The following is a 20,849-nucleotide window of genomic DNA, read 5'->3' as shown; positions in this document are numbered from 1 at the left end:
AACAGAAACATGAAGCAGGCGTGGTTTTTCAACGGCAACACGGCACCTCTCGGTGCGTCCTCCAGGCTGAGCGCCTCGTGACGGCTCTCGTCACCGGCGCCGCCGGTTTCATCGGCTTTCATACGGCCAGGCGCTTGTGCCTGGACGGTCATGATGTGGTCGGGATCGACAACCTCAACGATTACTACGACGTAGCGCTCAAGCAGGCACGGCTCAAGGAACTTGCGTCCTTGCCGGGCTTTCGCTTCCTGAAAATGGACATCGTCGACAAACCGGCATTGCTGGAATTGTTCCGCGAGCAGCACTTTACCGAGGTGGTGCACCTGGCGGCCCAGGCGGGCGTGCGTTATTCGCTGGACCACCCGGATGTGTATGCCCAATCGAACCTGGTGGGTTTCCTCAATGTGCTGGAAGCCTGTCGGCATCATCGTCCCGAGCATTTGATCTACGCCTCCAGCAGTTCGGTGTACGGAAGCAACAGCAAAATGCCGTTCAGCGTCGAAGACCCCGTCGATCACCCGGTTTCGCTGTACGCGGCCACCAAGCGCGCCAATGAATTGCTGGCCCACAGTTATTGCCACCTGTACGGCCTCAAGGCCAGTGGCCTGCGCTTTTTTACCGTCTACGGACCTTGGGGGCGACCGGACATGGCGCCGTTCAAATTCACCGAGGCCATCCTCAAAGGCCTGCCGATTGACGTCTACAACCAGGGCGAAATGGCGCGGGACTTCACCTACATCGACGACATCGTCGAAAGCATCGCCCGCCTGCGCACGCGGCCACCCGGCGCGGGCGTCAATCAACTATTCAACATCGGTCGCGGTGAGCCCATGGCGCTGCTGGATTTTATCGAGTGCCTGGAATCGGCATTGGGCAAGCAGGCGCGCCGTAACTTCATGCCGTTGCAGGACGGCGATGTGGTCAAGACCTGGGCCGATGTTTCGGCACTGCAAGCGTGGGTCGGTTTCTGCCCGCAGGTATCGGTGGAAACCGGCGTCGGGGAGTTTGTGAAGTGGTATCGGCAGTTTTATCAGGCATGAAGCGTTCGCCTCTGAAAACGCAACAACCAAAAGGCGAGGGGGACTCCATGCGCCAGGACATTTTTGTATCGGTACTGATTCCAGCAAAAAACGAAGCGAACAACCTCAAGCCATTGCTTGAGGAAATCCGCGTGGCATTGGCCGACGAGGCCTACGAGATCATCGTTGTCGACGACGGCAGCACCGATGCGACCTTGCACGAGTTGCGGCAGATCAGAAACAACGGCCTGACTGCCTTGCGCATCCTGCATCACGAGCGCTCGCTGGGGCAAAGCACCTCGCTCTACCACGCGGCACGCGAAGCTCGCGGACAATGGCTGGCCACGCTCGACGGTGACGGGCAAAACGATCCGGCGGACATTCCCGGCATGCTGGCGCTGGTGCGCAGCGAACGCGCAAGCGCCGATGTGCAATTGGTGGCCGGCCACCGCACCAACCGCCGCGATACCGCGAGCAAGCGTTGGGCCTCGCGTTTCGCCAATGGCCTGCGCAGCCGCTTGCTCAAGGACGCCACGCCGGATACCGGCTGCGGCTTGAAACTGATCGAGCGCGCCGCCTTCTTGCGCCTGCCGTACTTCGACCACATGCACCGCTACATTCCGGCATTGATCCAGCGCCACAACGGCCGAATGATCGTCCATCCGGTCAACCATCGACCGCGTACGGCGGGGGTGTCCAAGTACGGCAACATTGACCGTGCGCTGGTGGGCGTTCTCGACCTGATCGGCGTCTGGTGGCTGATCAAGCGCACGCGCCTGAACACCCACGCCCAGGAGCTCGAAGGATGATCATGACCCGCGAAGCCTTGTGGCTGGTGATCGGTTTTGCCGGACAGATCGCGTTCACCGGTCGATTCGTCTTGCAGTGGCTGTACAGCGAATACAAAAAGCGCAGCGTGATCCCGGTGAGCTTCTGGTACTTGAGCATTGTCGGCAGTACGTTGCTGTTCGCCTACGCCATTTACCGCCAGGACCCGGTGTTCATTGCCGGGCAGGCGTTTGGCTCCATCGTCTATTTGCGCAACCTGCAATTGATCAAAAAAAGCAAAGACCTCAAGGAATAAGTCATGCGCAGATCGCTGTCGCCCAGGGTCGAGTGCCTGGGCCTGATGCTGCTTGCTTTACTGTTGATCGGCGCAGGGCTGGGCTTGCGTTCGGCGCAGAACGTCGATGAAGAACGCTTCCTCGGCGTGGCGCTGGAGATGCTGCACAACGGTTCGTGGCTGATTCCGCACCGCGCCGGGGAAATCTACGGCGACAAGCCGCCGATCTTCATGTGGACCGTGGCGTTTTTCGTCTGGCTGACCGGCATGCCCAACATCGCGCTCTACATTCCGGGGCTGTTTTCGGCGGTGACGGTCACGGCGATGGTCTACGACCTGGGTCGCAGGTTATGGAACCAACGCATTGGCCGCATTGCAGCGCTGCTGTACCTGGCGACTTATCAGACCTACAGCATCCTGCGCACCGGGCAGATCGACAGCTTTTTGATTCTGTTCACCACGCTGGGCCTTTACGGATTGGCGCGTCATCTGCTGCTCGGTCCGGCCTGGCGCTGGTTCTATGTGGGATGCGCGGCGATGGGCATCGGCGTGATCACCAAAGGCGTGGGTTTTCTTCCGGCGTTGATGCTGATCCCGTATGCCTACGCGGTGCGCAAGGGCTGGCCCGGTGTGGTCGCGATGCCGAGCGAGACGCGAAAGTGGCTGCTCGGGTTTGCGGTCATGCTGGCCGCCATTGCGATCTGGCTATTGCCCCTGGCCTTGTCCATCGCCCTCAATGGCACGGCAGATGAAATCGCCTATGCCCGGGAAATCCTCCTGCGCCAGACGGCCGGACGCTATGCCGCCGCTTGGCACCATCGCGAGCCGTTCTGGTACTTCTTCACCAATGTCATTCCGCAATATTGGCTGCCGCTGGTACTGGTGCTGCCATGGCTGGTGCCGGCCTGGCGCCGACAGCTGCAAAAACGCGACGGCCGTGTGCTGGTACTGCTCGGTTGGGTGGCGTTGGTGGTGCTGTTTTTCTGCATCAGCAGCGGCAAGCGCAAGTTGTACATCTACCCGGCGCTGCCAGGATTAGTGCTGGTGGCCGCACCGCTGGTGCCGTGGTTGTTGCGGCGTTGGTTCCGTCAGCGACCGCGTTTTCGGCGCGTGTTTCCGGCGTTGGTCATCACTTGGTTTGTGCTGTGGTTTGCCCGGGGATTTGTCGAACCGGTCAAGGACGGCACCAATCCCAATCAAACGCTCATGGCGCAAGCCAAAACCATGACTCACGGCGCAGATCTGGTGCTGGTCAACTGGAGCGAAGGTCACTGGCTGTCTGCTCGGCAGCCGATCGTGCATTTCGGCATGCTTGATTCCACCGTTGAGCGGGCGGCGCAATGGTTGCGTGAGCATCCGAAGGATTACGCGTTGGTGCCGGATGAGGTGCTGAGTAGGTGTTTCAAACCTGAGGCTGCGCGGGAGTTGGGGGAGAACTCGCGGGCCAATTGGTCGATTGTTGGGGGGGATGCGGATAATGGGCAATGCCATCCGGCATCGACATCGATGGTTTACCGGTTTGCATGGAGCTTTTAGCGCTTTAGCCGCCTGTAGGAGCAAAGCTTGCTCGCGATGGCGTAAAGTCAGCCGACAGCAATGTTGAATATGCCTGCCTCATCGCGGGCAAGCCTTGCTCCTACGGGATTTGCAACCATCATGCACCACATCGGCCTCATCGTTTACCCCGGTTTCCAGGTCCTGGGCCTGGCCATGTGCGCCACGTTCGAACTGGCGAACACTGCCGCCGACGAGCCGGTTTACACCATTGAATTGCTCTCCGAAACCGGCGGCATGGTGCAAACTTCCGCCGGTTTTGCCGTGCAAACCACCGCGTTCGACCAGCGTCCGTTCGACACGCTGCTGGTCATGGGCGACAACCTGATCCGTCCGGTCTCGGCGGGCATGGTGGAGTTCTTGCGTGGTGCCAGTCAGGGCACCCGACGCCTGGGATCGATCTGCACCGGCGCCATTGCCCTGGCTGAGGCCGGGTTACTCGATGGCCGACGGGCGACCACTCACTGGTGTCATGCCGCGTCGTTGCAGCGGGATTATCCAAAGGTGAAGGTCGAGGAGGATCGGATTTTCATCAACGACGGCAATATCTGGACGGCCGCCGGTATGAGCGCCTGTGTCGATCTGGCGCTGGCGCTTGTGGAAATGGATCTGGGCGCCGAAGTCGCGCGGCGGGTGGCGCGACAGTTGGTGGTTTATCACCGTCGGGCGGGTGGGCAGTCGCAGTTTTCGGTGATGCTGGAGCTGGAACCCAAGACCGACCGCATTCAGGCGGCACTGACCTACGCCAAGCAAAACCTCAAGTCCGCACTTTCGGTGGAGGAGTTGGCCAATGCGGCGAATCTCAGTCCGCGCCAGTTCAGTCGGGTGTTCCATGCCGAAACCGGTCAATCGCCGGCCAAGGCCATCGAAAGCCTGCGGGTAGAGTCCGCGAGGTTGATGATGGAAACCGGTCGTCACTCCATCGATGTGGTGGCAACCGACACCGGTTTTGGTGATCGGGAACGTATGCGGCGGGCGTTTATCCGCGCATTCGGGCAGCCGCCGCAGGTGATCCAGCGCGCTAATCGAGGGTGATGTCCTAAAAGGTGGTGTATACGACATTTAAGCCTAAATATTATTTCCGTAATCTTGATCTCGCTGAAGCCTACTTCCTCAATGAGATCGCCGCCATGACCCTCGTAAAAGCCGCCGCCGTCCAAATCAGCCCCGTACTCTACAGCCGTGAAGGCACCGTGAATAAAGTCGTGGAGAAGATTCTCGAACTCGGCGAACAAGGTGTGCAGTTCGCCGTGTTTCCGGAAACCATCGTGCCGTACTACCCGTATTTCTCGTTCGTGCAGTCGCCGTTCGAAATGGGCGCCGAGCACTACAAGTTGCTGGATCAGGCGGTGACCGTGCCTTCGGACGCCACTGATGCCATCGGTGCCGCCGCCAAACAGGCCGGCATGGTCGTGTCCATCGGCGTCAACGAACGCGATGGCGGCACGCTGTACAACGCGCAGTTGCTGTTCGATGCCGACGGCACCCTGATCCAGCATCGCCGCAAGATTTCCCCGACCTACCACGAACGCATGATCTGGGGCATGGGCGACGGTTCGGGCCTGCGCGCCACCGACAGCGCGGTAGGGCGCATCGGGCAACTGGCGTGCTGGGAGCATTACAACCCGCTGGCCCGTTACGCGTTGATGGCCGATGGCGAACAGATTCACGCCTCGATGTATCCGGGTTCGTTCGCCGGTCCGCTGTTCACCTCGCAAATGGAAGTCAGCATTCGCCAACATGCGCTGGAAGCCGCGTGCTTCGTGGTCAACTCCACCGCCTGGCTCAACCCGGAGCAACAGGCGCAAATAATGGCCGACACCGGCTGCCCGATCGGCCCGATCTCCGGCGGTTGCTACACCGCAATCATCAGCCCCGATGGCGTGGTACTGGGCGCATTGACCGAAGGTGAAGGCGAGGTGATCGTCGACCTCGACATGGGCCTGATCGACAAGCGCAAACGCATGATGGATTCGCGCGGTCACTACAGCCGTCCAGAATTGCTGAGCCTGCTGATCGATCGCACGCCGCATTCTCATGTGCATGAACGTGGTGCGCATCCGAAGCTGGCTGAAGTCGAAGGGACGGAAGAAGTCGTTCGGTAATTCGCTGAACCCGTGTAGGAGCGAGCAGGCTCGCTCCTACAGTTTTTGTGGTTTCAGCTATGACTGCGACGCCAGAAGAACCGCGCCAGCAACGCATCAAGACTAAATTTGCCAGGCCCCGCGAACACCAGTGGAACCAGCGCGGCAAGGTAAATCAGCGGCAGCTTGAAGTTGCCGTAGCCCTTGTTGGTGATCGAGTAGCCCTGGGCCAGTTCGCTCAAGCTCGACCAGTCGGCCGGCCAGTGCACGGCGGCGGTAGCGACGATGGTAACCACGATCAGGCTGATCGCCGAAAACCGCGTGGCCAGGCCCACCAAGATGAAGAGGGCGCAGATCAGCTCCACCCACATCGACAGTTCCCAGTTCAACGTGGCCGGCAGGTGGTTGAACGGAAACAGGAAGCGGTCCTGAATGTCGGCGAACCAGTTCTCACCGTTGAATTTCTCAAGGCCTGACTCGAAGAATTCCCAAGCGAGAAAGATCCGCAAGGTCAGTGGCGCGATCCAGTTGCCGGCGCGATCAAGGTTCAGGTGCAGGCCTTTGACGGCCGTAGAAATGGAAGTGCTCATGGACGATGGTCTCCTTCAAGTCAGGGATGTCGGGCAGCGGGGTGCCCGTTTAGCGACAAGTGAATTTCATCAGGCGGGTGTATCTGCGATGTGTCGTTTGCGGCGGGGATTGAAGGCTTGTTGTGTCAGGGACGGGGTTGTACACACTTTGATACGTAGAGACACCGCAAATCCTTGTGGGAGCGAGCTTGCTCGCGATAGCGGTCTTACAGTCAACATTGATTTCGACTGACAGGGCCTCATCGCGAGCAAGCTCGCTCCCACCGGGATCACTGGTGTTTCTGAAACTGAGTGCGGTCTTTCGTTAATTCGTCGAATTGGATCTTTTACCCGGCCCCGCTCATTCGTATCTTCCGCGCTTTGGCGCATTTGCGTCTGGGGCTGGGGAACGGGAATGAATTTCACATGGCGCAGGAAAACCATCGAACACTCCATCGAGCAGCCAGCGCCGGCGCCGGTGATCGTCAACGGCGTGAATGACGCCCAACTGGCCGCACGCAATGCCGAACTGCGCGACCGTGATTTTTTCCGCGGCCTGGCGCAGCACCTGCTCACTTGCGGTAACTCGCTGGCGCCGGTCAGTGAATCATTCTCGATGCTCAATCAGCGCCTAAAGCTCAACCATCAGCGGGCGGAAACCGTGGCCAGCTCGGCCATCAGCAACCGCGAGCAGGTCAGTCATCTGCAAGAGCAATCGCGGGTCATGGCCGCCGGGCTGGAGGCGCTGGAAGAGGTGATCACGCACCTGGTAGGCCGCGCCAGTGAGATCGACCGCATCGTCGACCTGATCAGCGACATCGCACGCAAAACCAACCTGCTGGCGCTCAATGCCGCCATCGAAGCGGCGCGTGCCGGTGACACCGGGCGCGGCTTTGCGGTGGTGGCCGGTGAAGTGCGGCTGTTGGCGGAAAAAACCGCTGAAGCGACCCGGGAAATCGTCAAGGAAACCTCGGCGATCCAGCAGGAAATCAGCCAGGCCAAACAGGCGATTTCGCAACAGAGTGAGGTCTCCAATGCTTTCGGTGCGGTCATCGACAAAACCGCCGAGGCCATGGCCGGCATGTACGGCGAGGCACAGCAGATGCAGCGGGAAATCGACCAGTCGCACTTGCTGTCCAACGTCGAGTTGGCCAACCTGCAAGAGCTGACGCTCAAGGTGGCGGTCTATGATCGCTTGCTCAACCCCAAGCCGCATTCACCGCTGATCCTGCCGGATGAAACCGAGTGCCTGTTCGGCCAGTGGTACTACGGCGAACAGAACCAGACCCAACAACGCGACGCGGATTTCCGGCGTATGGAAGTGCCTCATCAAATGGTTCACAGCAGCGGCCAGGCCGCGTTGGAGGCCCATGCCCGAGGTGAACTGGAAGAGGCACTGAAGCAGGTCGGGCAGATGGAGGAGGCGAATGCCGCCGTGATGCGCACGGTCAAGGGGCTGCTGCATTCGCGCCTGCAATCGGCGGTCTGAACCGGGATGCCTTGGGGCAGATGACGCTCGCGGACTTTTGCTATACATTTTCCGCCCGCCCATTGCATGGTGAATCCGCTTCATGTCTCTCGCGCTCGAACGTCTAGTCGCTGGCACGCCGATCCCTTTCGCCGGTAATCGTGTCACTGTGGTCAGCCCCGAACTGGCGGCACGCTTCCAGCCCGGAGACCACCTGCTGGTGGAACAGGTCAGCGGCGAATTGTTGCTGATTCCGGTGGCCGACCAGCAGGCGGCGGCGGTCGCGATCGAACGTGCGGAAGCTGCGTTCAGCGCAATGTCGGCGGTGTCGGATCAGGCGATCAGCCATTTCTTCGATCTGTTCGCCCAACGCCTGGAAACCCCGGATTGCTGGGCCTTGATCGAGGCCGCCAACCAGGCCGACATCGAACGGGCCAAGGCCCGTGGCCGTTCGACCACGCGGCTGCTGGCCGATGAGCGCATGCGACGTGACATGATCGCCGGCCTGCGCGCCTGGCGCGACGCGTCCGCCTCGCGTGGCAAGGTGATCAGTTGCGTCGAGCACGACGGCTGGAAGGTCGAGCAAGTGGTGTCGCCACTGGGGATCGTCGCGTTTGTCTTTGAAGGCCGGCCGAATGTCTTCGCCGATGCCGCTGGCGTGTTGCGCACCGGTAATACGGCCGTGCTGCGCATTGGCAGCGATGCGTTGGGCACCGCCCAAGCCATTGTCAAACATGCACTGAACCCGGCGCTTGCCGCTGCCGGGTTGCCGAATGGCGCTGTGTCGTTGGTCGAGAGCGTCAACCATGCGGCCGGTTGGGCGATGTTCGCCGACCGGCGGCTGTCGCTGGCCGTGGCCCGTGGTTCGGGTCGCGCCGTCAGCCAGTTGGGCAGCATCGCGCAACAGGCCGGCACCGCGGTCAGCCTGCATGGCACCGGTGGCGCCTGGCTGGTCGCTGATACCGACGCCGATGCCACGCGCTTCGCCAGCGTGGTGCGCAACTCCCTCGACCGCAAAGTCTGCAACACCCTGAACGTCTGCCTGATCCACCGTGATCGCGCAGCGGAATTGGTGCCGCTGTTTCTCGATGCACTGCAACAGGCTGGCAAGGCGCGCGGCCAGGGCTGCAAGTTACACATCGTTGAAGGCAGCGAATCGTTCCTGCCCGCCGATTGGCTAAACGCAACCGTCGAGGTGTACCGCGCCGAAGGCTACCAGACCGAAGCACTGGCCGAACCGCTGCCAGAAGATCAACTGGGCCGCGAGTGGGAATGGGAAGAGACCCCGGAAGTCAGCCTGAAAATCGTCGACCACCTGGACAGCGCCATTGCCTTGTTCAATCGCTACAGTCCGCAGTTCACTGTGTCGCTGATCAGCGAAGATGCTACGACTCAGGAGCGTTTCTACAACGCAGTCAACGCACCCTTCGTCGGCAATGGCATTACCCGTTGGGTCGACGGCCAGTACGCACTCAACAAGCCGGAGCTGGGTCTGTCGAACTGGGAGAGCGGGCGCCTGTTCGCGCGCAGCGCAATTCTCTCGGGTGATGGTGTGTTCACCATCCGCAGCCGCATGACCCAGATCGATCTGGGCGTCAAACGCTAGACCTTCCTCACGCGGCATCGACCGCTTGGCCGAGCACGGCGCAAGTGGTCGGATGTTCGACCAGCGATACGAAACTGCGGCAGCTGCCATCAAGTGCATCGATCGAACCGGTTTCGATGTCGTACACCCAGCCATGCAAATTCAGCAGGCCTTTTTCCTGGGCCAGGCGCACGCTCGGGTGAGTCTGGATGTTCGCCAGTTGCGCGATCACATTCTCACGCACCATCGAGCTGACTTTCGCTGCTTCATTGGCATGGGACCGCGACTCGTTGATGACTTTTGCCGACTCGGCGTGTTGCAGCCAGCCGCTGACAGCGGGCAGGTGATCCATGCAGGTGCACTTGGCTACTGCGGTCATGGCGCCGCAATCCGAATGGCCGCAGATCACGATATCGGTGACGCCGAGCACGGCGACGGCATACTCGACGGTGGCCGATACACCACCGGGATGGGGGCTGTAGGAGGGCACGATGTTGCCGGCGTTACGGATCACGAACAGCTCACCGGGTTCTTGTTGGGTCAGGAGTTCCGGCACTACACGACTGTCGGAACAGGTGATGAACAAGGTGCCTGGAGTTTGCGTGGTGGCCAGGTGTCTGAACAGGTCGGTGCGTTGCGGAAAGGCTTCTTTCTGGAACTTCAGAAAACCTTCGATGAGTGTTTTCATTGGGGACTTCCTCATAGTTGAGTCTGTAGCAGCTGTCGAGCCTGCGAGGCTGCGTCCGGCTGCGAAGCAGTCGCAAGGATCGGCGAGGACTTCGTCCTCGAACGCAGCCTCGCGGGCTCGGCAGCTGCTACTGAATACGGTTGTTTAGAACGGGCGCAGCGGCAGGAACTTGCCGTCGAGGGTGATCACTGCACGGTGACCGCCTTCCGGGTCTTCGACTTTCTTCATGTCGAGCTTGAAGTTGATCGCGCTGATGATGCCGTCGCCAAACTGCTCGTGAACCAGGGCTTTGAGGGTGGTGCCGTAGATCTGGATCATTTCGTAAAAGCGGTAAATGGTCGGGTCCGTCGGGACACCCGACAGGCTGCCGCGCAGTGGAATGATTTGCAGGCGGGCCACCGAGTCGGCGTCCAGGTCCAGTTTTTCGCCGATCACTTTGGCAGCGGCTTCAGGCAGCGGATGCTGGCCGAGCAGGGCGGCGGTGACATAAGCCAGACCGAGGCCGGTGCCTTGGGTGACCTTTTCGAAAGACAGATTCTTGCGGGCCTTGGCGTCGAGGATTTTCGCGGTCAGCTCGAGGCTGGTGTCGTTGTAAGCGTGGGACTGTTGCATGGTGGTTCTCCTGTTGCAGTGGGGATGTGCTTGGGTGTGACGCCATCTTCTGCCGATCAACAAATAGCGTCCAAGACCGATATGCAATGCAACGCATAAGCACTGCCTATAAATGGTGAGCCCCATGCTCCTGCCTCATCTGCGTTACTTGCCGCGCAGCCGCGCTGCTTCGGCGCAAGAACAACTACCACAGTGCGGCGTCGTTGGCGTTTATGGATCTGGTGGTGGGGACCGATCTTTCATAACCACCATAGCCCCCTGTAGGAGCTGAGCTTGCTCGCGATAGCGGCGTTACATTCAACATTGATGCCGGCTGATATACCGCCATCGCGAGCAAGCTCAACTCCTACAGTTCAGGGTTACTCACAATATTTCAGACATAAAAAAAGGCCTGCTCTTATTAGGAGCAGGCCCTTTGATCAATAAGTCATTAACGACTCATTTCAATTAGTAGAACCGATCAATCACCCGAACTTCGTTGTTGTTCTGCATCGAGCCCCACGCCTGTTTCAGCGTTTGCAGAACATTCCCGATGAAGTCCTTGTCGGCTGCGGCTTTCTTGCCGACATAGCCGTGGCCGCGACGGTACATCTTCAGTCGGGCCAGCAGGTTCTGGTTGTTCTGGTCGAACTCCGCTTCATGGGCATGCGGCGACAGGCAGTCGATATGAACCTGGCCCGACTTGCTGATCCACAGGATATGGCTGTCGTGGCTGTCTTTTTGCGCCGCGAACATACGAGCCAGTTCTTCGATAGTAGGTTGATTGTTCAGATTCATGATAAAGCCCCCTTGACCATTTGGTGATCTTTCAAAGTTGATTCGCTAATACAAGTAGCCCATCGGTTAGTTGATCCCTGGCACCGAAACCAGGACGTCAGCAGTCGTCCGTCGAAATCGACGAGTCCCGCGTCTGTTGCATGTAGTCGTGTTGAATAACTGCTACGCAATAGCGTCACAACGAAGAGAAGCGGCGATAACCTGTTGGCCCCTGCCGACGTTTTCAGGGTCGGCCACAAGCTTCATGAGGATGGATCGCCAGCGCTTCTCGCCCTTGTACTGGACGTTCAGGCCAGGTCAGCTTCTTCAATCTGCCTTGTGGGCAGCGTGTATCCGGAAAAAACAGCTCGGCGGTCAGACGAGCTTGCTCAAGCGTGTTGCGTGTACTCCCGATCGGGGAGACATCTGCATCATGCAAGGGCAAATCGAAGGCGTCAACGGTTTTGTAGTGAATATTTTCAAGCACTACATATTGTCTGACAAAGCTGTCTGGAATTAAGAAAAGGGGTGGAAAGCGCTGCTCAGGACGACAGCGGCGAAACCGCAAAGCGGTAGAGCGTGCAGGGGTAACCCTTGATTTTCTGCTGATGCAAGGTGAATCCGCTTGGACTGAGCTCCGGCATCACGGTGGCCCAGAACAGCCGCGCTGGCGGGTTCGCGTCGAGATAGAAAATCTGCCATTGACCGGGGAATCGACTCAAGAGGGTGGAAACGACAAATTTTGCGACACCTTGGCCACGAAAGCGTCGACTCACAAACAAGTAGCCCATGTTGAATTGGGCACCGGGCAGATGAGTGTCGTCATCCACGGTCACGAAACCGGCCAGTTCGCCGTCGACCCGGATCAAAAAAGCCCGGGTCGAGGGATTTCGCCAATAGTCGGTCAGGGGCTGGATATTGAAAAAACCATGTTCACCCAACTTCAGCGGCGACCACTCACTGAAGTCATAGGTATAGAACTGCATCAGGCTTTCAATGGTTTCCAGTTCATCGCGCTGGGCGGCGTGCAGCTCAATCGAGGACATGCTGGCTGGCTCCTGTTTTGGTGCACGATCAGTATGGTCGATCAGCCCTTGCTCGCCGGTTTTGCAGTTCGTTTGGTGGTAGTCGATGCCTTGCGTTTGGCGGGCTTGCGTTTGTTTTTCCACGGCGTGGCACCACGTCCGGCAGGGCTCGCCGGGCCGCTGATGGTCAGGTTCAGCCCGGCGCAGCGGCTGACTTGTTTGCTCATCCAGGCAGCCTGTTTGGTGACGAATTCGTCGAGGCTCATTTCCCCGCTCTGCACCATGTCCAGCGCCTGCTCCCAGATTGCCGTGGTGCCTGGATCGGCAATCGCCCGGGGCACGGCATCGATCAGGCTGAAGGCGGCCGGGGTGGCAGAAAGTGCCTTGCCGTTCTTGATCAGATAACCACGGTCGAGCAGGCCCTGGATGATCGAGGCGCGGGTCGCTTCGGTGCCGATGCCGGTGGTGTCCTTGAGCTTCTGCTTGAGCAGCGGGTCTTCCACCAGTTTGGCAACGTTCTTCATCGCCTTGATCAGATCGCCTTCGGTGAAGGGTTTCGGCGGTTGAGTCCAGAGGTCTTTCAATTGCACGTTGGCCACCGCGCAATCAATCCCTTCCTTGAGGTTGGGTAGCGTTTGCGGTGCCGGAGCTTCGCGACCCTTGGCCGGAGCGAGCGCTTCGGGCAGGGCGCGTTTCCAGCCAGGTTCGATGATCTGCTTACCGACTGCGCGCAAGCTTTCACCGGCGCAATCAAAGTCAGCCTGGGTGCGATCGTATTCGTGATTGGGCAGGAACTGCGCCAGATACCGCGCGCGGATCAGGGTGTAGACCGCACGGTGTTTGCCGGTCAGGCGCTCGAGGTTCTTCGCCGCAGCGGTGGGGATGATGCCGTGGTGGGCGCTGACTTTGGCATCGTTCCAGGCCCGTGAGCGTCGTTGGGGTTCAAGGTGATCGTGCAAGGCGTTCAGCGCCGGATCGGCCTGGCGCAACGCCGCCAGAATGCCCGGCGCTTCGCTGTGCTGGCTGACGGGCAGATAGCCGCAGTCGCTGCGCGGGTAGGTGATGACCTTGTAGGTTTCGTACAGTGCCTGGGCAACGTCGAGGGTTTCCTGGGCGCCGAGCCCGAGCTTCTTCGAGCAGACTTCCTGCAACGTGCCCAAATCGAACGGCAGCGGTGCAACTTCGCGTATCCGTTCGGTACGGAGCTTGATCACCCGGGCACTCGCTGCGCCCATCATCGCCGCCGCTGCCTGCTGGGCCAGCGCCTGATTCAGACAGCGATCCTGATCGTCGCAAACTTCGGACGCTGCTCGCCATTGCGCGGTGAACGCGGTGCCGTTGTGGAGCATCTGCACGTCGATGGCCCAGTAAGCGACCGGTACGAAATCGGCAATGAGGCGGTCACGATCCACCACCAGGCGCAGGGTCGGCGTTTGCACCCGACCCACGGGCAACACGCCTTGATATCCAGATTGACGCCCGAGTAACGTGAACAGACGGCTCATGTTCATCCCGATCAGCCAATCGGCGCGGCTGCGGCCTAGCGCGGAATGGTAAAGGCTGAAGGTTTCCGCCCCCGGTTTGAGTGCCGCGAGGGCCTTGCGGATCGAGGCGTCGTCCAGTGCCGACAGCCACAAGCGCTGGATCGGCCCGCGATAGCGGCAATGCTCCACCAGTTCCCGAGCGATCATCTCGCCCTCACGGTCGGCGTCCGTGGCGATGATCAGTTCCGATGCCTCGCCGAGCAGGCGTTTGACGGCTTTGTACTGACTGGCCGTGCGCGGCTTTACGGTCATCTTCCATTTGTCCGGAATGATCGGCAGGTCTGCCAGTACCCAGCGCTTGTAGCACGCGTCGTACGCGTCCGGCGGTGCGGTTTCCAGCAGATGGCCGATGCACCAGGTGACCGTGACGTCTGTTCCCAGCCAGCAGCCGTCACCGCGGCGTTTTGCGCCGAGCACGGCCGCAATGTCTTTGGCCTGGGAGGGTTTTTCACAGAGGTACAGCCGCATAACCACCATCGTCGATCAGTGTCCGGGAGGTGCACAGAATGGCGGGTGATGAACGCCGGAGCAATCTTTATCTGTATGGATGTACAGTTTCAGCGTTGCATATGATTTCAGGGATTTGGGAATCCGTTCGGCTGCAAGGCCGTCATGATCAGCAAACTTGCGTTATACCTGATGAATCGTGGTCTCAGGTTTTGGGGCTGCTGCGCAGCCCATCGCGGGCAAGCCTTGCTCCTACTGGTTCATCACCGTCATGAGGAACGTATTCCATGAAAAGCTCAGGTCCCAGCCCTGTCATCACCATCGCCGAGCAGCCCGGCTGCCTGTTGGTGAAATTTCACGGTATCCAGGTGGCCGCATCCTCCCGCGCGCTGGTGTTGCTGGAGGCCAATTACCCGCCGGTGTACTACGTGCCGCGCGAGGACATCGACGAGAAGTACTACGCCCGCACCGATCACACCAGTTATTGCCCGTATAAGGGCGATGCCAGTTATTTCAGCCTGCAAGTGCCGGGGCATGAAGGCGCCAATGCGGTGTGGAGTTATGAGGAACCCAAGGTGTCGGTGGACCAGATCCGCGGATACCTGGCATTTTATCCGGATCAGGTGAAGTTCGAGGTCGTTGAACTCGACGAGTGATTGACGTTTCCGCACACCGCAGGAACGATCATTGTCAGCCGGAGCTTCTGATGGCCTGCACCAGCGTGGTCTCATCAATCTGACCAATCGACGTCACCCCGGTCAACGTCATCGCCACGCGCATTTCCTTGGCAAAGATATCCAGCATGTTCTCCACCCCGCGTTGGCCGTCGGCGGCCAGCGCGTAGGCCATCGAGCGTCCCAGCAACACGCCTTTGGCCCCGAGCGCCAGCATACGCACAACGTCCAGCCCTGAGCGGATGCCCGAGTCGACCAGCACTGTCAGGTCATCACCGATGGCTTGTTTGATCGGCGGCAATGCCTGGGTGGTGGAGAGCACGCCGTCCAGTTGCCGGCCGCCATGGTTCGACACGACAATGCCATCGGCGCCGAAACTCACTGCGTCCTTGGCATCCTGGGGGTCAAGAATGCCTTTGATGATCATCGGGCCTTTCCAGAAATCGCGAATCCATTCGAGGTCGCTCCAGCTGATCGACGGATCAAAGTTGTTGGCCAGCCAGCCCATGTAGTCTTCGAGCGTCACGGCTTTGCCGAGGTATTTGGAGATGTTCCCCAGATCATGCGGGCGGCCCATGAGGCCGACGTTGAACGCCCAGTCGGGCCGGGTCATGGCCTGAAGCATGCGCCGCGAAGACGCAAACGGCCCGGACATGCCCGAGTGCGCGTCGCGATAGCGGGCGCCGGGCGTGGGCATGTCGACGGTGAACACCAGGTTCTTCACCCCTGCGGCTTTCGCCCGCTCCAGGGCATTGCGCATGAAGCCGCGGTCCTTCAACACGTACAGCTGAAACCAGATGGATTGCTCGCTCTGGGCCATGACTTCTTCGATCGAACACACCGATACGGTGGACAGGCACAGGGGAATGCCTTTGTTTTGCGCCGCTCTGACGGCCTGCACCTCACCACGACGGGCGAACATGCCCGTCAGGCCTACCGGCGCGAGGATGATCGGCATTGCAAGCGGTTGATCGAAGAGGGTGGTTTCGAGACTCAGGGTTTCGACGTTTTTCAGAATGCGCTGGCGCAAGCTGATGCCCGTGAGGTCGGCGCTGTTGGCCCGCAGCGTGTGTTCCGCGTAAGCACCGCCATCAATGTAATCGAACAGGAAACGTGGGAGTTTGCGACGAGCTGCCTCGCGATAGTCGGATGCAGAAGAAATGATCATGCCGGTGCCTCGGTCGGGTGAGTGCCGTTGAGCCTTTGGATCAGATTAACCAAAACGCCCCGCTTGTGCGGGGCGTTTTTTTAGGGTCGCTGTCAGTTCTTGTCCAGATCCACGTTACGCGTCTCACGCAAACAGATCATCCCCACCACCAGGCTGACCCCGGTGATCAGCACCGGATACCACAGCCCGTAAAAGATGTCCCCGGTATACACAACCAAGGCAAACGACACCGTCGGCAGGAAACCGCCAAACCAGCCGTTGCCGATGTGGTACGGCAGCGACATCGAGGTGTAGCGGATGCGGGTCGGGAACAGTTCGACCATCAGTGCCGCCAGCGGGCCGTAACACATGGCGGAGATGATGATCAGCGCGACGATCAGCGCCACGATCATCGGCTTGTTGATCTGCTGCATGTCAGCCTGTTGCGGGTAACCGCCGAGGGTGATTGCGCCGCGCAGGGCGGCTTCGTCGAAACCGTCGATCTTCACGTCACCAACGCTGACCTGCACGCCGCTGCCAGCCGGGGCTGCCGCGCTCTGATATGGCAGGCCTTGCTTGACCAGGAAGGTCTTGACCTTGTCGCACGGGCTATCAAATTTCGCCTTGCCCACCGGGTCGAACTGGAAGGTGCAAGTGGCCGGGTCGGCCAGCACCGTGATCGGCGCCTGGCGGCTGGCCAGGTCGATGGCCGGGTTGGCGTAGTGGGCCAGGGTCTTGAAGATCGGGAAGTACAGAACCGTGGCCAGCAACAGGCCGAGCATCAGCACGGGTTTGCGCCCGACCTTGTCCGACAGCCAGCCGAAGAAAATGAAGAACGGCGCGCCAATGGTCACGCTGACGATCAGCAGGCCGTTGGCCACGGCCGGGTCCATTTTCAGGAACTGGGTGAGGAAAAACAGCACGTAGAACTGCGCCGCATAGAAGGTCACGGCCTGGCCTGCGTTGATGCTGAACAGAGCGATCAACACGACCTTGAGGTTTTCCCATTTGCCGAAGGAATCTCGGATCGGCGATTTGCAGAGCTTGCCTTCCTCTTTCATTTTCACGAAGGCGGGGGACTCATGCAGGCTCAGGCGAATCCAGGTCGAGATGCCCAGCAGAATGATCGAAAACAGGAACGGAATGCGCCAGCCCCAGACTTCGAACTGATCGCCGGTGAAGTAGCGGCAGCCGAGTACCACCAGCAACGACAGCAACAGGCCGAGGGTGGCGGTGGACTGAATCCAGCTGGTGTGGAAACCGCGTTTACCAATCGGCGCGTGCTCTGCCACGTACGTCGCCGCGCCGCCGTACTCGCCGCCCAGGGCCAGGCCCTGAAGCATGCGCAGCACCACGAGGATGATTGGCGCGGCGATGCCGATGCTGGCGTAGGTCGGCAACAAGCCGACGCAAAAGGTCGCCAGGCCCATGAGGACAATGGTCGCGAGGAAGGTGTATTTACGCCCGATCATGTCCCCCAGCCGACCGAACACCAGCGCACCAAACGGCCTCACGATGAAGCCGGCGGCGAAGGCCATCAGGGCAAAGATGAACGCCGTAGTGTCGTTGACTCCGGCGAAAAACTGCTTGCTGATCACCGCCGCGAGGGCGCCATAAAGGAAAAAGTCATACCACTCGAACACCGTGCCGAGTGATGAAGCGAAGATGACTTTCTGCGTTTCCCGGCTGGTGCCCGCGCTGCGCACGGCTTCCAGGGGCTGAACATGTTCTGACATATCGGTATCCCTCACAGTGATTGTTTTTGTTGTTCCACTGATGTTGCGTATTCCTTGCAGGGGTGATGCTCGATGTCCGTGAAGCTAGTGATGTCCTTGTGGGAGCGGGCTTGCCCGCGATTGCGGTGGATCAACCAGCATGAATGTTGAATGTCCTACCGTCATCGCGGGCAAACCCGCTCCCACAGGGTTGGTGTTTACAACTGGGTTGAGGATCAGCTGCGCCGCCTTCTCGGCGATCATCAGCGTAGGTGAACAGGTGTTGCCCGAGGTGATGCGCGGCATGATCGAGGCGTCGGCGATGCGCAGGCCGGGAATGCCGTGCACGCGCAGTTCGGCGTCGACCACGGCATCGGCGTCATTGCCCATCCGGCAGGTGCCGACCGGATGGAAAATCGTCGTGCCGATACGTGCGGCGGCTTCGTGCAAGTCTTCTTCGCTTTGCAAGCTGTCACCGGGCAGATACTCGACCGGTTTGAACGCCTTCAGGGCCGGCGCGGCGACAATGCGCCGGGTCAGGCGAATGGCATCGGCGGCGACTCGCAGATCTTCCGGATGGCTAAGGTAATTGGGTTGGATCAACGGCGCTTCCTGCGGATTGGCAGAGCGGATTTCCACCCGGCCACGGCTTTGCGGACGCAAGTCGCAGACCGACGCGGTGAACGCCGGGAACGCGTGCAACGGTTCGCCGAAACGCTCGAGCGACAGCGGTTGCACGTGGTATTCAAGATTGGCTGAGGTCTGCTCCGGCCCGGATCGCGCGAACGCGCCGAGCTGACTCGGCGCCATCGACAGCGGGCCGCTGCGGTCATACAGATAACGCAAGCCCATGCCCATTTTGCCCCACACGCTGCCAGCGATCTGATTAAGCGTACGGGCGTTTTCCAGTTTGTAGATCAGCCGCAGTTGCAGGTGATCCTGCAAGTTGCCGCCCACGCCGGACAGCTCATGGACGACGCCGATGCCCAGGCGTTGCAGCAGTGGCCGAGGGCCGATGCCAGAGCGTTGCAGGATGCTCGGTGAACCGACGGAGCCGGCACAGAGGACGATTTCCTTGCGCGCCTTGAAGGTCTTCGCCTGGTTTTGCCAGCGGGCGCTGACCGCGCAAGCACGACCGTTTTCCAGCAGCACTCGGTCGACTTCGACGCCGGTCAACACGGTGAGATTAGGGCGATTGCGCACAGGTTTGAGAAACGCTTTCGCCGCGTTCCAGCGAATACCGGCCTTCTGGTTGACCTGGAAGTAACCGCAACCCTCGTTGTCGCCCTGATTGAAATCTTCGATGCTGGCAATGCCGCTTTGCTCGGCGGCGCTGCGGAAGGCATCGAGAATCGGCCATGACAAGCGCTGGCGTTCGACCCGCCAGTCGCCGCTGGCGCCGTGGAACTCCGAGTCGCCGGCAAAGTGGTTTTCGCTTTTCTTGAACAGCGGCAGCACATCCTGCCAGCGCCAGCCGGGATTGCCGTCGGCGGCCCAGCCGTCGTAATCGCCAGCCTGGCCGCGCATGTAGATCATGCCGTTGATCGATGAGCAGCCGCCCAGTACTTTGCCGCGCGGGTAACTCAGGGTGCGGCCTTGCAGGCCCGGTTGCGCTTCGGTCTTGAAGCACCAGTCGGTGCGCGGGTTGCCGATGCAGAACAGGTAACCGACGGGGATGTGAATCCACGCGTAGTTATCGCGGCCACCGGCTTCGAGCAGCAGCACCCGGTGTTGCGGGTTGGCCGACAGTCGATTGGCCAGCAAACAACCGGCCGGCCCGGCGCCGACCACGATGTAGTCGTATTCATCAAGGGAAGACTGCATCCCTGACCTCGTCTTGTTGTTCTTGTTGTCGGTCATCCTAGTTGTTAGCTTTCGTCAAAAGAATGTTAGTTTTTGCGCAGCTGCTGTGCGTTTTTAAACAACGACGACCTAAGGATGGACGATGTTCGACTGGAATGACCTGCGGTTTTTTCTCGAGCTACAGCGTAGCGGGCGTTTGCTCACCGCTGCCCGCCGTTTGAACACCACCCACGCCACGGTGGCGAGGCATATCGAGGCCGTTGAAAAGAGCCTCGGCACCGCGCTGTTCGTGCAGCATGCTCAAGGTTACGAACTGACCCCGGCCGGCGAAGCGTTGCTCAAGCACGCCGAGGCCATGGAAAACGTCGCGTTGCTGGCCCAGGAAGAAATCACCCAGTCCACGGCGCCGCTCGGCAAGATTCGTGTTGGTGTCACGGAAGGGCTGGGGATCATGTTTCTTGCCAGTCGCATGAACGGTTTGTTCGAGCGCTATCCGGGACTGGAAGTGGAACTGGTCGCGGTGCCGCGCTTTGTCAGCATTCTCAATCGCGAGGCGGAAATCAGCATCCACCTCGAACGGCCGTCCGCCGACATGCTGGTGACGCGCAAACTCACTGACTATCGCCTGGCGCTATACGCCAGCCAGGATTACCTCGACCGCGCGCCAGCGCTGGGCAGTCGCGAGGACCTGGGGCGACACGCGTGGATCGGCTACGTCGACGACTTGCTGTTCAGTCAGGAGCTGATGTTCCTCAATAGTTTTTGCCGCAACCCGCAGGTGGTTTTTCACAGCACCAGTGTGATTGCCCAGCAACAGGCTGCGCGCGCAGGCTTGGGGATAGCCGTGTTGCCGTGCTACATGGCCAGTGATGATCCCGGTCTGGTGCCGTTGTTTCCCGATGAAAGCATTCTGCGCAGTTACTGGATCAGCACCCGGCGTGAGTTGCACAAGTCAGTGAGGTTGCGGGTGATGTGGGATTACGTTGTGGAGTTGTGTGAGCGGGAGCAGGACTTGCTGCTGGGCTCGATTTAACGGTGACACCCATCCTTGTAGGAGCTGCCGAAGGCTGCGATCTTTTGATTTTGTTTTTCAAGA

General features: G+C 60.0%; 19 protein-coding genes and 2 pseudogenes. 12 read left to right on the top strand and 9 right to left on the bottom strand.

All coding sequences use genetic code 11. The features are described from left to right. Nucleotides 1-77: 77 nt before the first annotated feature. The 6 genes from ACW9JC_RS04975 to ACW9JC_RS04950 all read left to right on the top strand — a co-directional run bounded on the left by ACW9JC_RS04975 (nt 78) and on the right by ACW9JC_RS04950 (nt 5,741). Nucleotides 78-1,040, top strand: coding sequence for an NAD-dependent epimerase/dehydratase family protein (locus ACW9JC_RS04975; RefSeq protein WP_457453923.1), 963 nt, complete (start codon nt 78-80; stop codon nt 1,038-1,040). 47 nt (nt 1,041-1,087) lie between these two features. Continuing rightward, nucleotides 1,088-1,828 (top strand): glycosyltransferase family 2 protein, encoded by a 741-nt coding sequence (locus ACW9JC_RS04970; RefSeq protein WP_457453921.1) that lies wholly within the window; start codon nt 1,088-1,090, stop codon nt 1,826-1,828. Then, nucleotides 1,825-2,103 carry a lipid-A-disaccharide synthase N-terminal domain-containing protein gene (locus tag ACW9JC_RS04965; protein ID WP_338586357.1) on the top strand — a complete coding sequence of 93 codons (279 nt, stop codon included), beginning with the start codon at nt 1,825-1,827 and terminating at the stop codon, nt 2,101-2,103. The genes ACW9JC_RS04970 and ACW9JC_RS04965 overlap by 4 nt, the downstream gene beginning before the upstream one ends. Nucleotides 2,104-2,106: 3 nt before the next feature. Further along, nucleotides 2,107-3,618, top strand: a complete 1,512-nt coding sequence (locus tag ACW9JC_RS04960; protein ID WP_457453919.1) for an ArnT family glycosyltransferase — start codon at nt 2,107-2,109, stop codon at nt 3,616-3,618. Between the two features lie 120 nt (nt 3,619-3,738). Beyond that, a complete protein-coding gene (locus ACW9JC_RS04955) occupies nt 3,739-4,671 on the top strand; it encodes a GlxA family transcriptional regulator (protein WP_338586360.1) in 933 nt (310 codons plus the stop codon). 95 nt (nt 4,672-4,766) lie between these two features. Next, complete coding sequence (locus tag ACW9JC_RS04950; RefSeq protein WP_457453918.1) at nt 4,767-5,741, top strand: nitrilase-related carbon-nitrogen hydrolase; 975 nt, start codon at nt 4,767-4,769, stop codon at nt 5,739-5,741. A 53-nt stretch (nt 5,742-5,794) separates the two neighbouring features. Here ACW9JC_RS04950 and ACW9JC_RS04945 read toward each other — a convergent pair whose 3' ends face one another. After that, nucleotides 5,795-6,310: an HvfX family Cu-binding RiPP maturation protein gene (locus ACW9JC_RS04945; protein ID WP_338586373.1), complete on the bottom strand. Its 516-nt coding sequence runs from the start codon at nt 6,308-6,310 to the stop codon at nt 5,795-5,797. A 394-nt stretch (nt 6,311-6,704) separates the two neighbouring features. Here ACW9JC_RS04945 and ACW9JC_RS04940 point away from each other — a divergent pair. The 3 genes and pseudogenes from ACW9JC_RS04940 to ACW9JC_RS04930 all read left to right on the top strand — a co-directional run. Then, nucleotides 6,705-7,358, top strand: a pseudogene (locus ACW9JC_RS04940) (methyl-accepting chemotaxis protein); the annotation flags it as partial. Nucleotides 7,359-7,361: 3 nt separating this feature from the next. Then, a complete protein-coding gene (locus ACW9JC_RS04935) occupies nt 7,362-7,778 on the top strand; it encodes a CZB domain-containing protein (protein WP_457453967.1) in 417 nt (138 codons plus the stop codon). Nucleotides 7,779-7,860: 82 nt separating this feature from the next. Next, on the top strand, nt 7,861-9,363 hold the full coding sequence (locus ACW9JC_RS04930) for an aldehyde dehydrogenase family protein (protein ID WP_457453917.1): 1,503 nt from the start codon (nt 7,861-7,863) through the stop codon (nt 9,361-9,363). A 7-nt stretch (nt 9,364-9,370) separates the two neighbouring features. Here the strand turns inward: ACW9JC_RS04930 and ACW9JC_RS04925 are convergent, their stop codons facing one another. Beyond that, nucleotides 9,371-10,030, bottom strand: a complete 660-nt coding sequence (locus ACW9JC_RS04925; protein ID WP_457453916.1) for a carbonic anhydrase — start codon at nt 10,028-10,030, stop codon at nt 9,371-9,373. Between the two features lie 144 nt (nt 10,031-10,174). Continuing rightward, the gene (gene cynS, locus ACW9JC_RS04920) at nt 10,175-10,642 is read right to left on the bottom strand and encodes a cyanase (RefSeq protein WP_457453915.1); all 468 of its coding nucleotides are present in this window, start codon (nt 10,640-10,642) and stop codon (nt 10,175-10,177) included. Nucleotides 10,643-10,794: 152 nt separating this feature from the next. Here cynS and ACW9JC_RS04915 point away from each other — a divergent pair. Next, a pseudogene (locus ACW9JC_RS04915) lies at nt 10,795-10,887 on the top strand (transcriptional regulator CynR); the annotation flags it as partial. Between the two features lie 202 nt (nt 10,888-11,089). On the opposite strand, the gene ACW9JC_RS04910 reads toward ACW9JC_RS04915, so the two are convergent. The 3 genes from ACW9JC_RS04910 to ACW9JC_RS04900 all read right to left on the bottom strand — a co-directional run bounded on the left by ACW9JC_RS04910 (nt 11,090) and on the right by ACW9JC_RS04900 (nt 14,435). Continuing rightward, complete coding sequence (locus tag ACW9JC_RS04910; protein WP_416127218.1) at nt 11,090-11,419, bottom strand: hypothetical protein; 330 nt, start codon at nt 11,417-11,419, stop codon at nt 11,090-11,092. Nucleotides 11,420-11,940: 521 nt separating this feature from the next. Further along, on the bottom strand, nt 11,941-12,444 hold the full coding sequence (locus ACW9JC_RS04905) for a GNAT family N-acetyltransferase (protein ID WP_457453914.1): 504 nt from the start codon (nt 12,442-12,444) through the stop codon (nt 11,941-11,943). Nucleotides 12,445-12,485: 41 nt separating this feature from the next. After that, the gene (locus ACW9JC_RS04900) at nt 12,486-14,435 is read right to left on the bottom strand and encodes a DNA topoisomerase III (RefSeq protein WP_457453913.1); all 1,950 of its coding nucleotides are present in this window, start codon (nt 14,433-14,435) and stop codon (nt 12,486-12,488) included. 266 nt (nt 14,436-14,701) lie between these two features. Here ACW9JC_RS04900 and ACW9JC_RS04895 point away from each other — a divergent pair, with 266 nt between their 5' ends. Further along, complete coding sequence (locus ACW9JC_RS04895; protein WP_457453911.1) at nt 14,702-15,070, top strand: DUF427 domain-containing protein; 369 nt, start codon at nt 14,702-14,704, stop codon at nt 15,068-15,070. A gap of 34 nt (nt 15,071-15,104) precedes the next feature. On the opposite strand, the gene lldD is transcribed toward ACW9JC_RS04895, so the two are convergent. From lldD to ACW9JC_RS04880, 3 genes are all read right to left on the bottom strand, one after another. Continuing rightward, nucleotides 15,105-16,256 carry an FMN-dependent L-lactate dehydrogenase LldD gene (lldD, locus tag ACW9JC_RS04890; protein ID WP_457453910.1) on the bottom strand — a complete coding sequence of 384 codons (1,152 nt, stop codon included), beginning with the start codon at nt 16,254-16,256 and terminating at the stop codon, nt 15,105-15,107. 92 nt (nt 16,257-16,348) lie between these two features. Further along, the gene (locus ACW9JC_RS04885; protein ID WP_457453909.1) at nt 16,349-17,971 is read right to left on the bottom strand and encodes an MFS transporter; all 1,623 of its coding nucleotides are present in this window, start codon (nt 17,969-17,971) and stop codon (nt 16,349-16,351) included. An 84-nt stretch (nt 17,972-18,055) separates the two neighbouring features. Then, complete coding sequence (locus ACW9JC_RS04880) at nt 18,056-19,774, bottom strand: GMC family oxidoreductase (RefSeq protein WP_457453908.1); 1,719 nt, start codon at nt 19,772-19,774, stop codon at nt 18,056-18,058. 121 nt (nt 19,775-19,895) lie between these two features. Between ACW9JC_RS04880 and ACW9JC_RS04875 the strand changes: the two genes are divergently transcribed. After that, nucleotides 19,896-20,786, top strand: coding sequence for a LysR family transcriptional regulator (locus tag ACW9JC_RS04875; protein ID WP_457453907.1), 891 nt, complete (start codon nt 19,896-19,898; stop codon nt 20,784-20,786). The last annotated feature ends 63 nt before the right edge of the window (nt 20,787-20,849 follow it).

Source organism: Pseudomonas sp. SDO5591_S426 (assembly GCF_054070755.1).
The sequence above is the reverse complement of the archived record's forward strand: the minus strand, read 5'-3'. Positions and strand labels throughout refer to the sequence as shown.

Excerpts from the sequence above, each read along its gene's own strand:
- ACW9JC_RS04970 (WP_457453921.1), top strand. The coding sequence starts at position 1,088 with ATGCGCCAGGACATTTTTGTATCGGTACTGATTCCAGCAAAAAACGAA.
- ACW9JC_RS04885 (WP_457453909.1), bottom strand. The coding sequence starts at position 17,971 with ATGTCAGAACATGTTCAGCCCCTGGAAGCCGTGCGCAGCGCGGGCACC.
- ACW9JC_RS04925 (WP_457453916.1), bottom strand. The coding sequence starts at position 10,030 with ATGAAAACACTCATCGAAGGTTTTCTGAAGTTCCAGAAAGAAGCCTTT.
- ACW9JC_RS04935 (WP_457453967.1), top strand. The coding sequence starts at position 7,362 with ATGGCCGGCATGTACGGCGAGGCACAGCAGATGCAGCGGGAAATCGAC.
- ACW9JC_RS04960 (WP_457453919.1), top strand. The coding sequence starts at position 2,107 with ATGCGCAGATCGCTGTCGCCCAGGGTCGAGTGCCTGGGCCTGATGCTG.
- lldD (WP_457453910.1), bottom strand. The coding sequence starts at position 16,256 with ATGATCATTTCTTCTGCATCCGACTATCGCGAGGCAGCTCGTCGCAAA.
- ACW9JC_RS04965 (WP_338586357.1), top strand. The coding sequence starts at position 1,825 with ATGATCATGACCCGCGAAGCCTTGTGGCTGGTGATCGGTTTTGCCGGA.
- ACW9JC_RS04910 (WP_416127218.1), bottom strand. The coding sequence starts at position 11,419 with ATGAATCTGAACAATCAACCTACTATCGAAGAACTGGCTCGTATGTTC.
- ACW9JC_RS04895 (WP_457453911.1), top strand. The coding sequence starts at position 14,702 with ATGAAAAGCTCAGGTCCCAGCCCTGTCATCACCATCGCCGAGCAGCCC.
- ACW9JC_RS04905 (WP_457453914.1), bottom strand. The coding sequence starts at position 12,444 with ATGTCCTCGATTGAGCTGCACGCCGCCCAGCGCGATGAACTGGAAACC.
- ACW9JC_RS04900 (WP_457453913.1), bottom strand. The coding sequence starts at position 14,435 with ATGCGGCTGTACCTCTGTGAAAAACCCTCCCAGGCCAAAGACATTGCG.
- ACW9JC_RS04950 (WP_457453918.1), top strand. The coding sequence starts at position 4,767 with ATGACCCTCGTAAAAGCCGCCGCCGTCCAAATCAGCCCCGTACTCTAC.
- ACW9JC_RS04955 (WP_338586360.1), top strand. The coding sequence starts at position 3,739 with ATGCACCACATCGGCCTCATCGTTTACCCCGGTTTCCAGGTCCTGGGC.
- ACW9JC_RS04930 (WP_457453917.1), top strand. The coding sequence starts at position 7,861 with ATGTCTCTCGCGCTCGAACGTCTAGTCGCTGGCACGCCGATCCCTTTC.
- ACW9JC_RS04880 (WP_457453908.1), bottom strand. The coding sequence starts at position 19,774 with ATGCAGTCTTCCCTTGATGAATACGACTACATCGTGGTCGGCGCCGGG.
- ACW9JC_RS04945 (WP_338586373.1), bottom strand. The coding sequence starts at position 6,310 with ATGAGCACTTCCATTTCTACGGCCGTCAAAGGCCTGCACCTGAACCTT.
- ACW9JC_RS04875 (WP_457453907.1), top strand. The coding sequence starts at position 19,896 with ATGTTCGACTGGAATGACCTGCGGTTTTTTCTCGAGCTACAGCGTAGC.
- cynS (WP_457453915.1), bottom strand. The coding sequence starts at position 10,642 with ATGCAACAGTCCCACGCTTACAACGACACCAGCCTCGAGCTGACCGCG.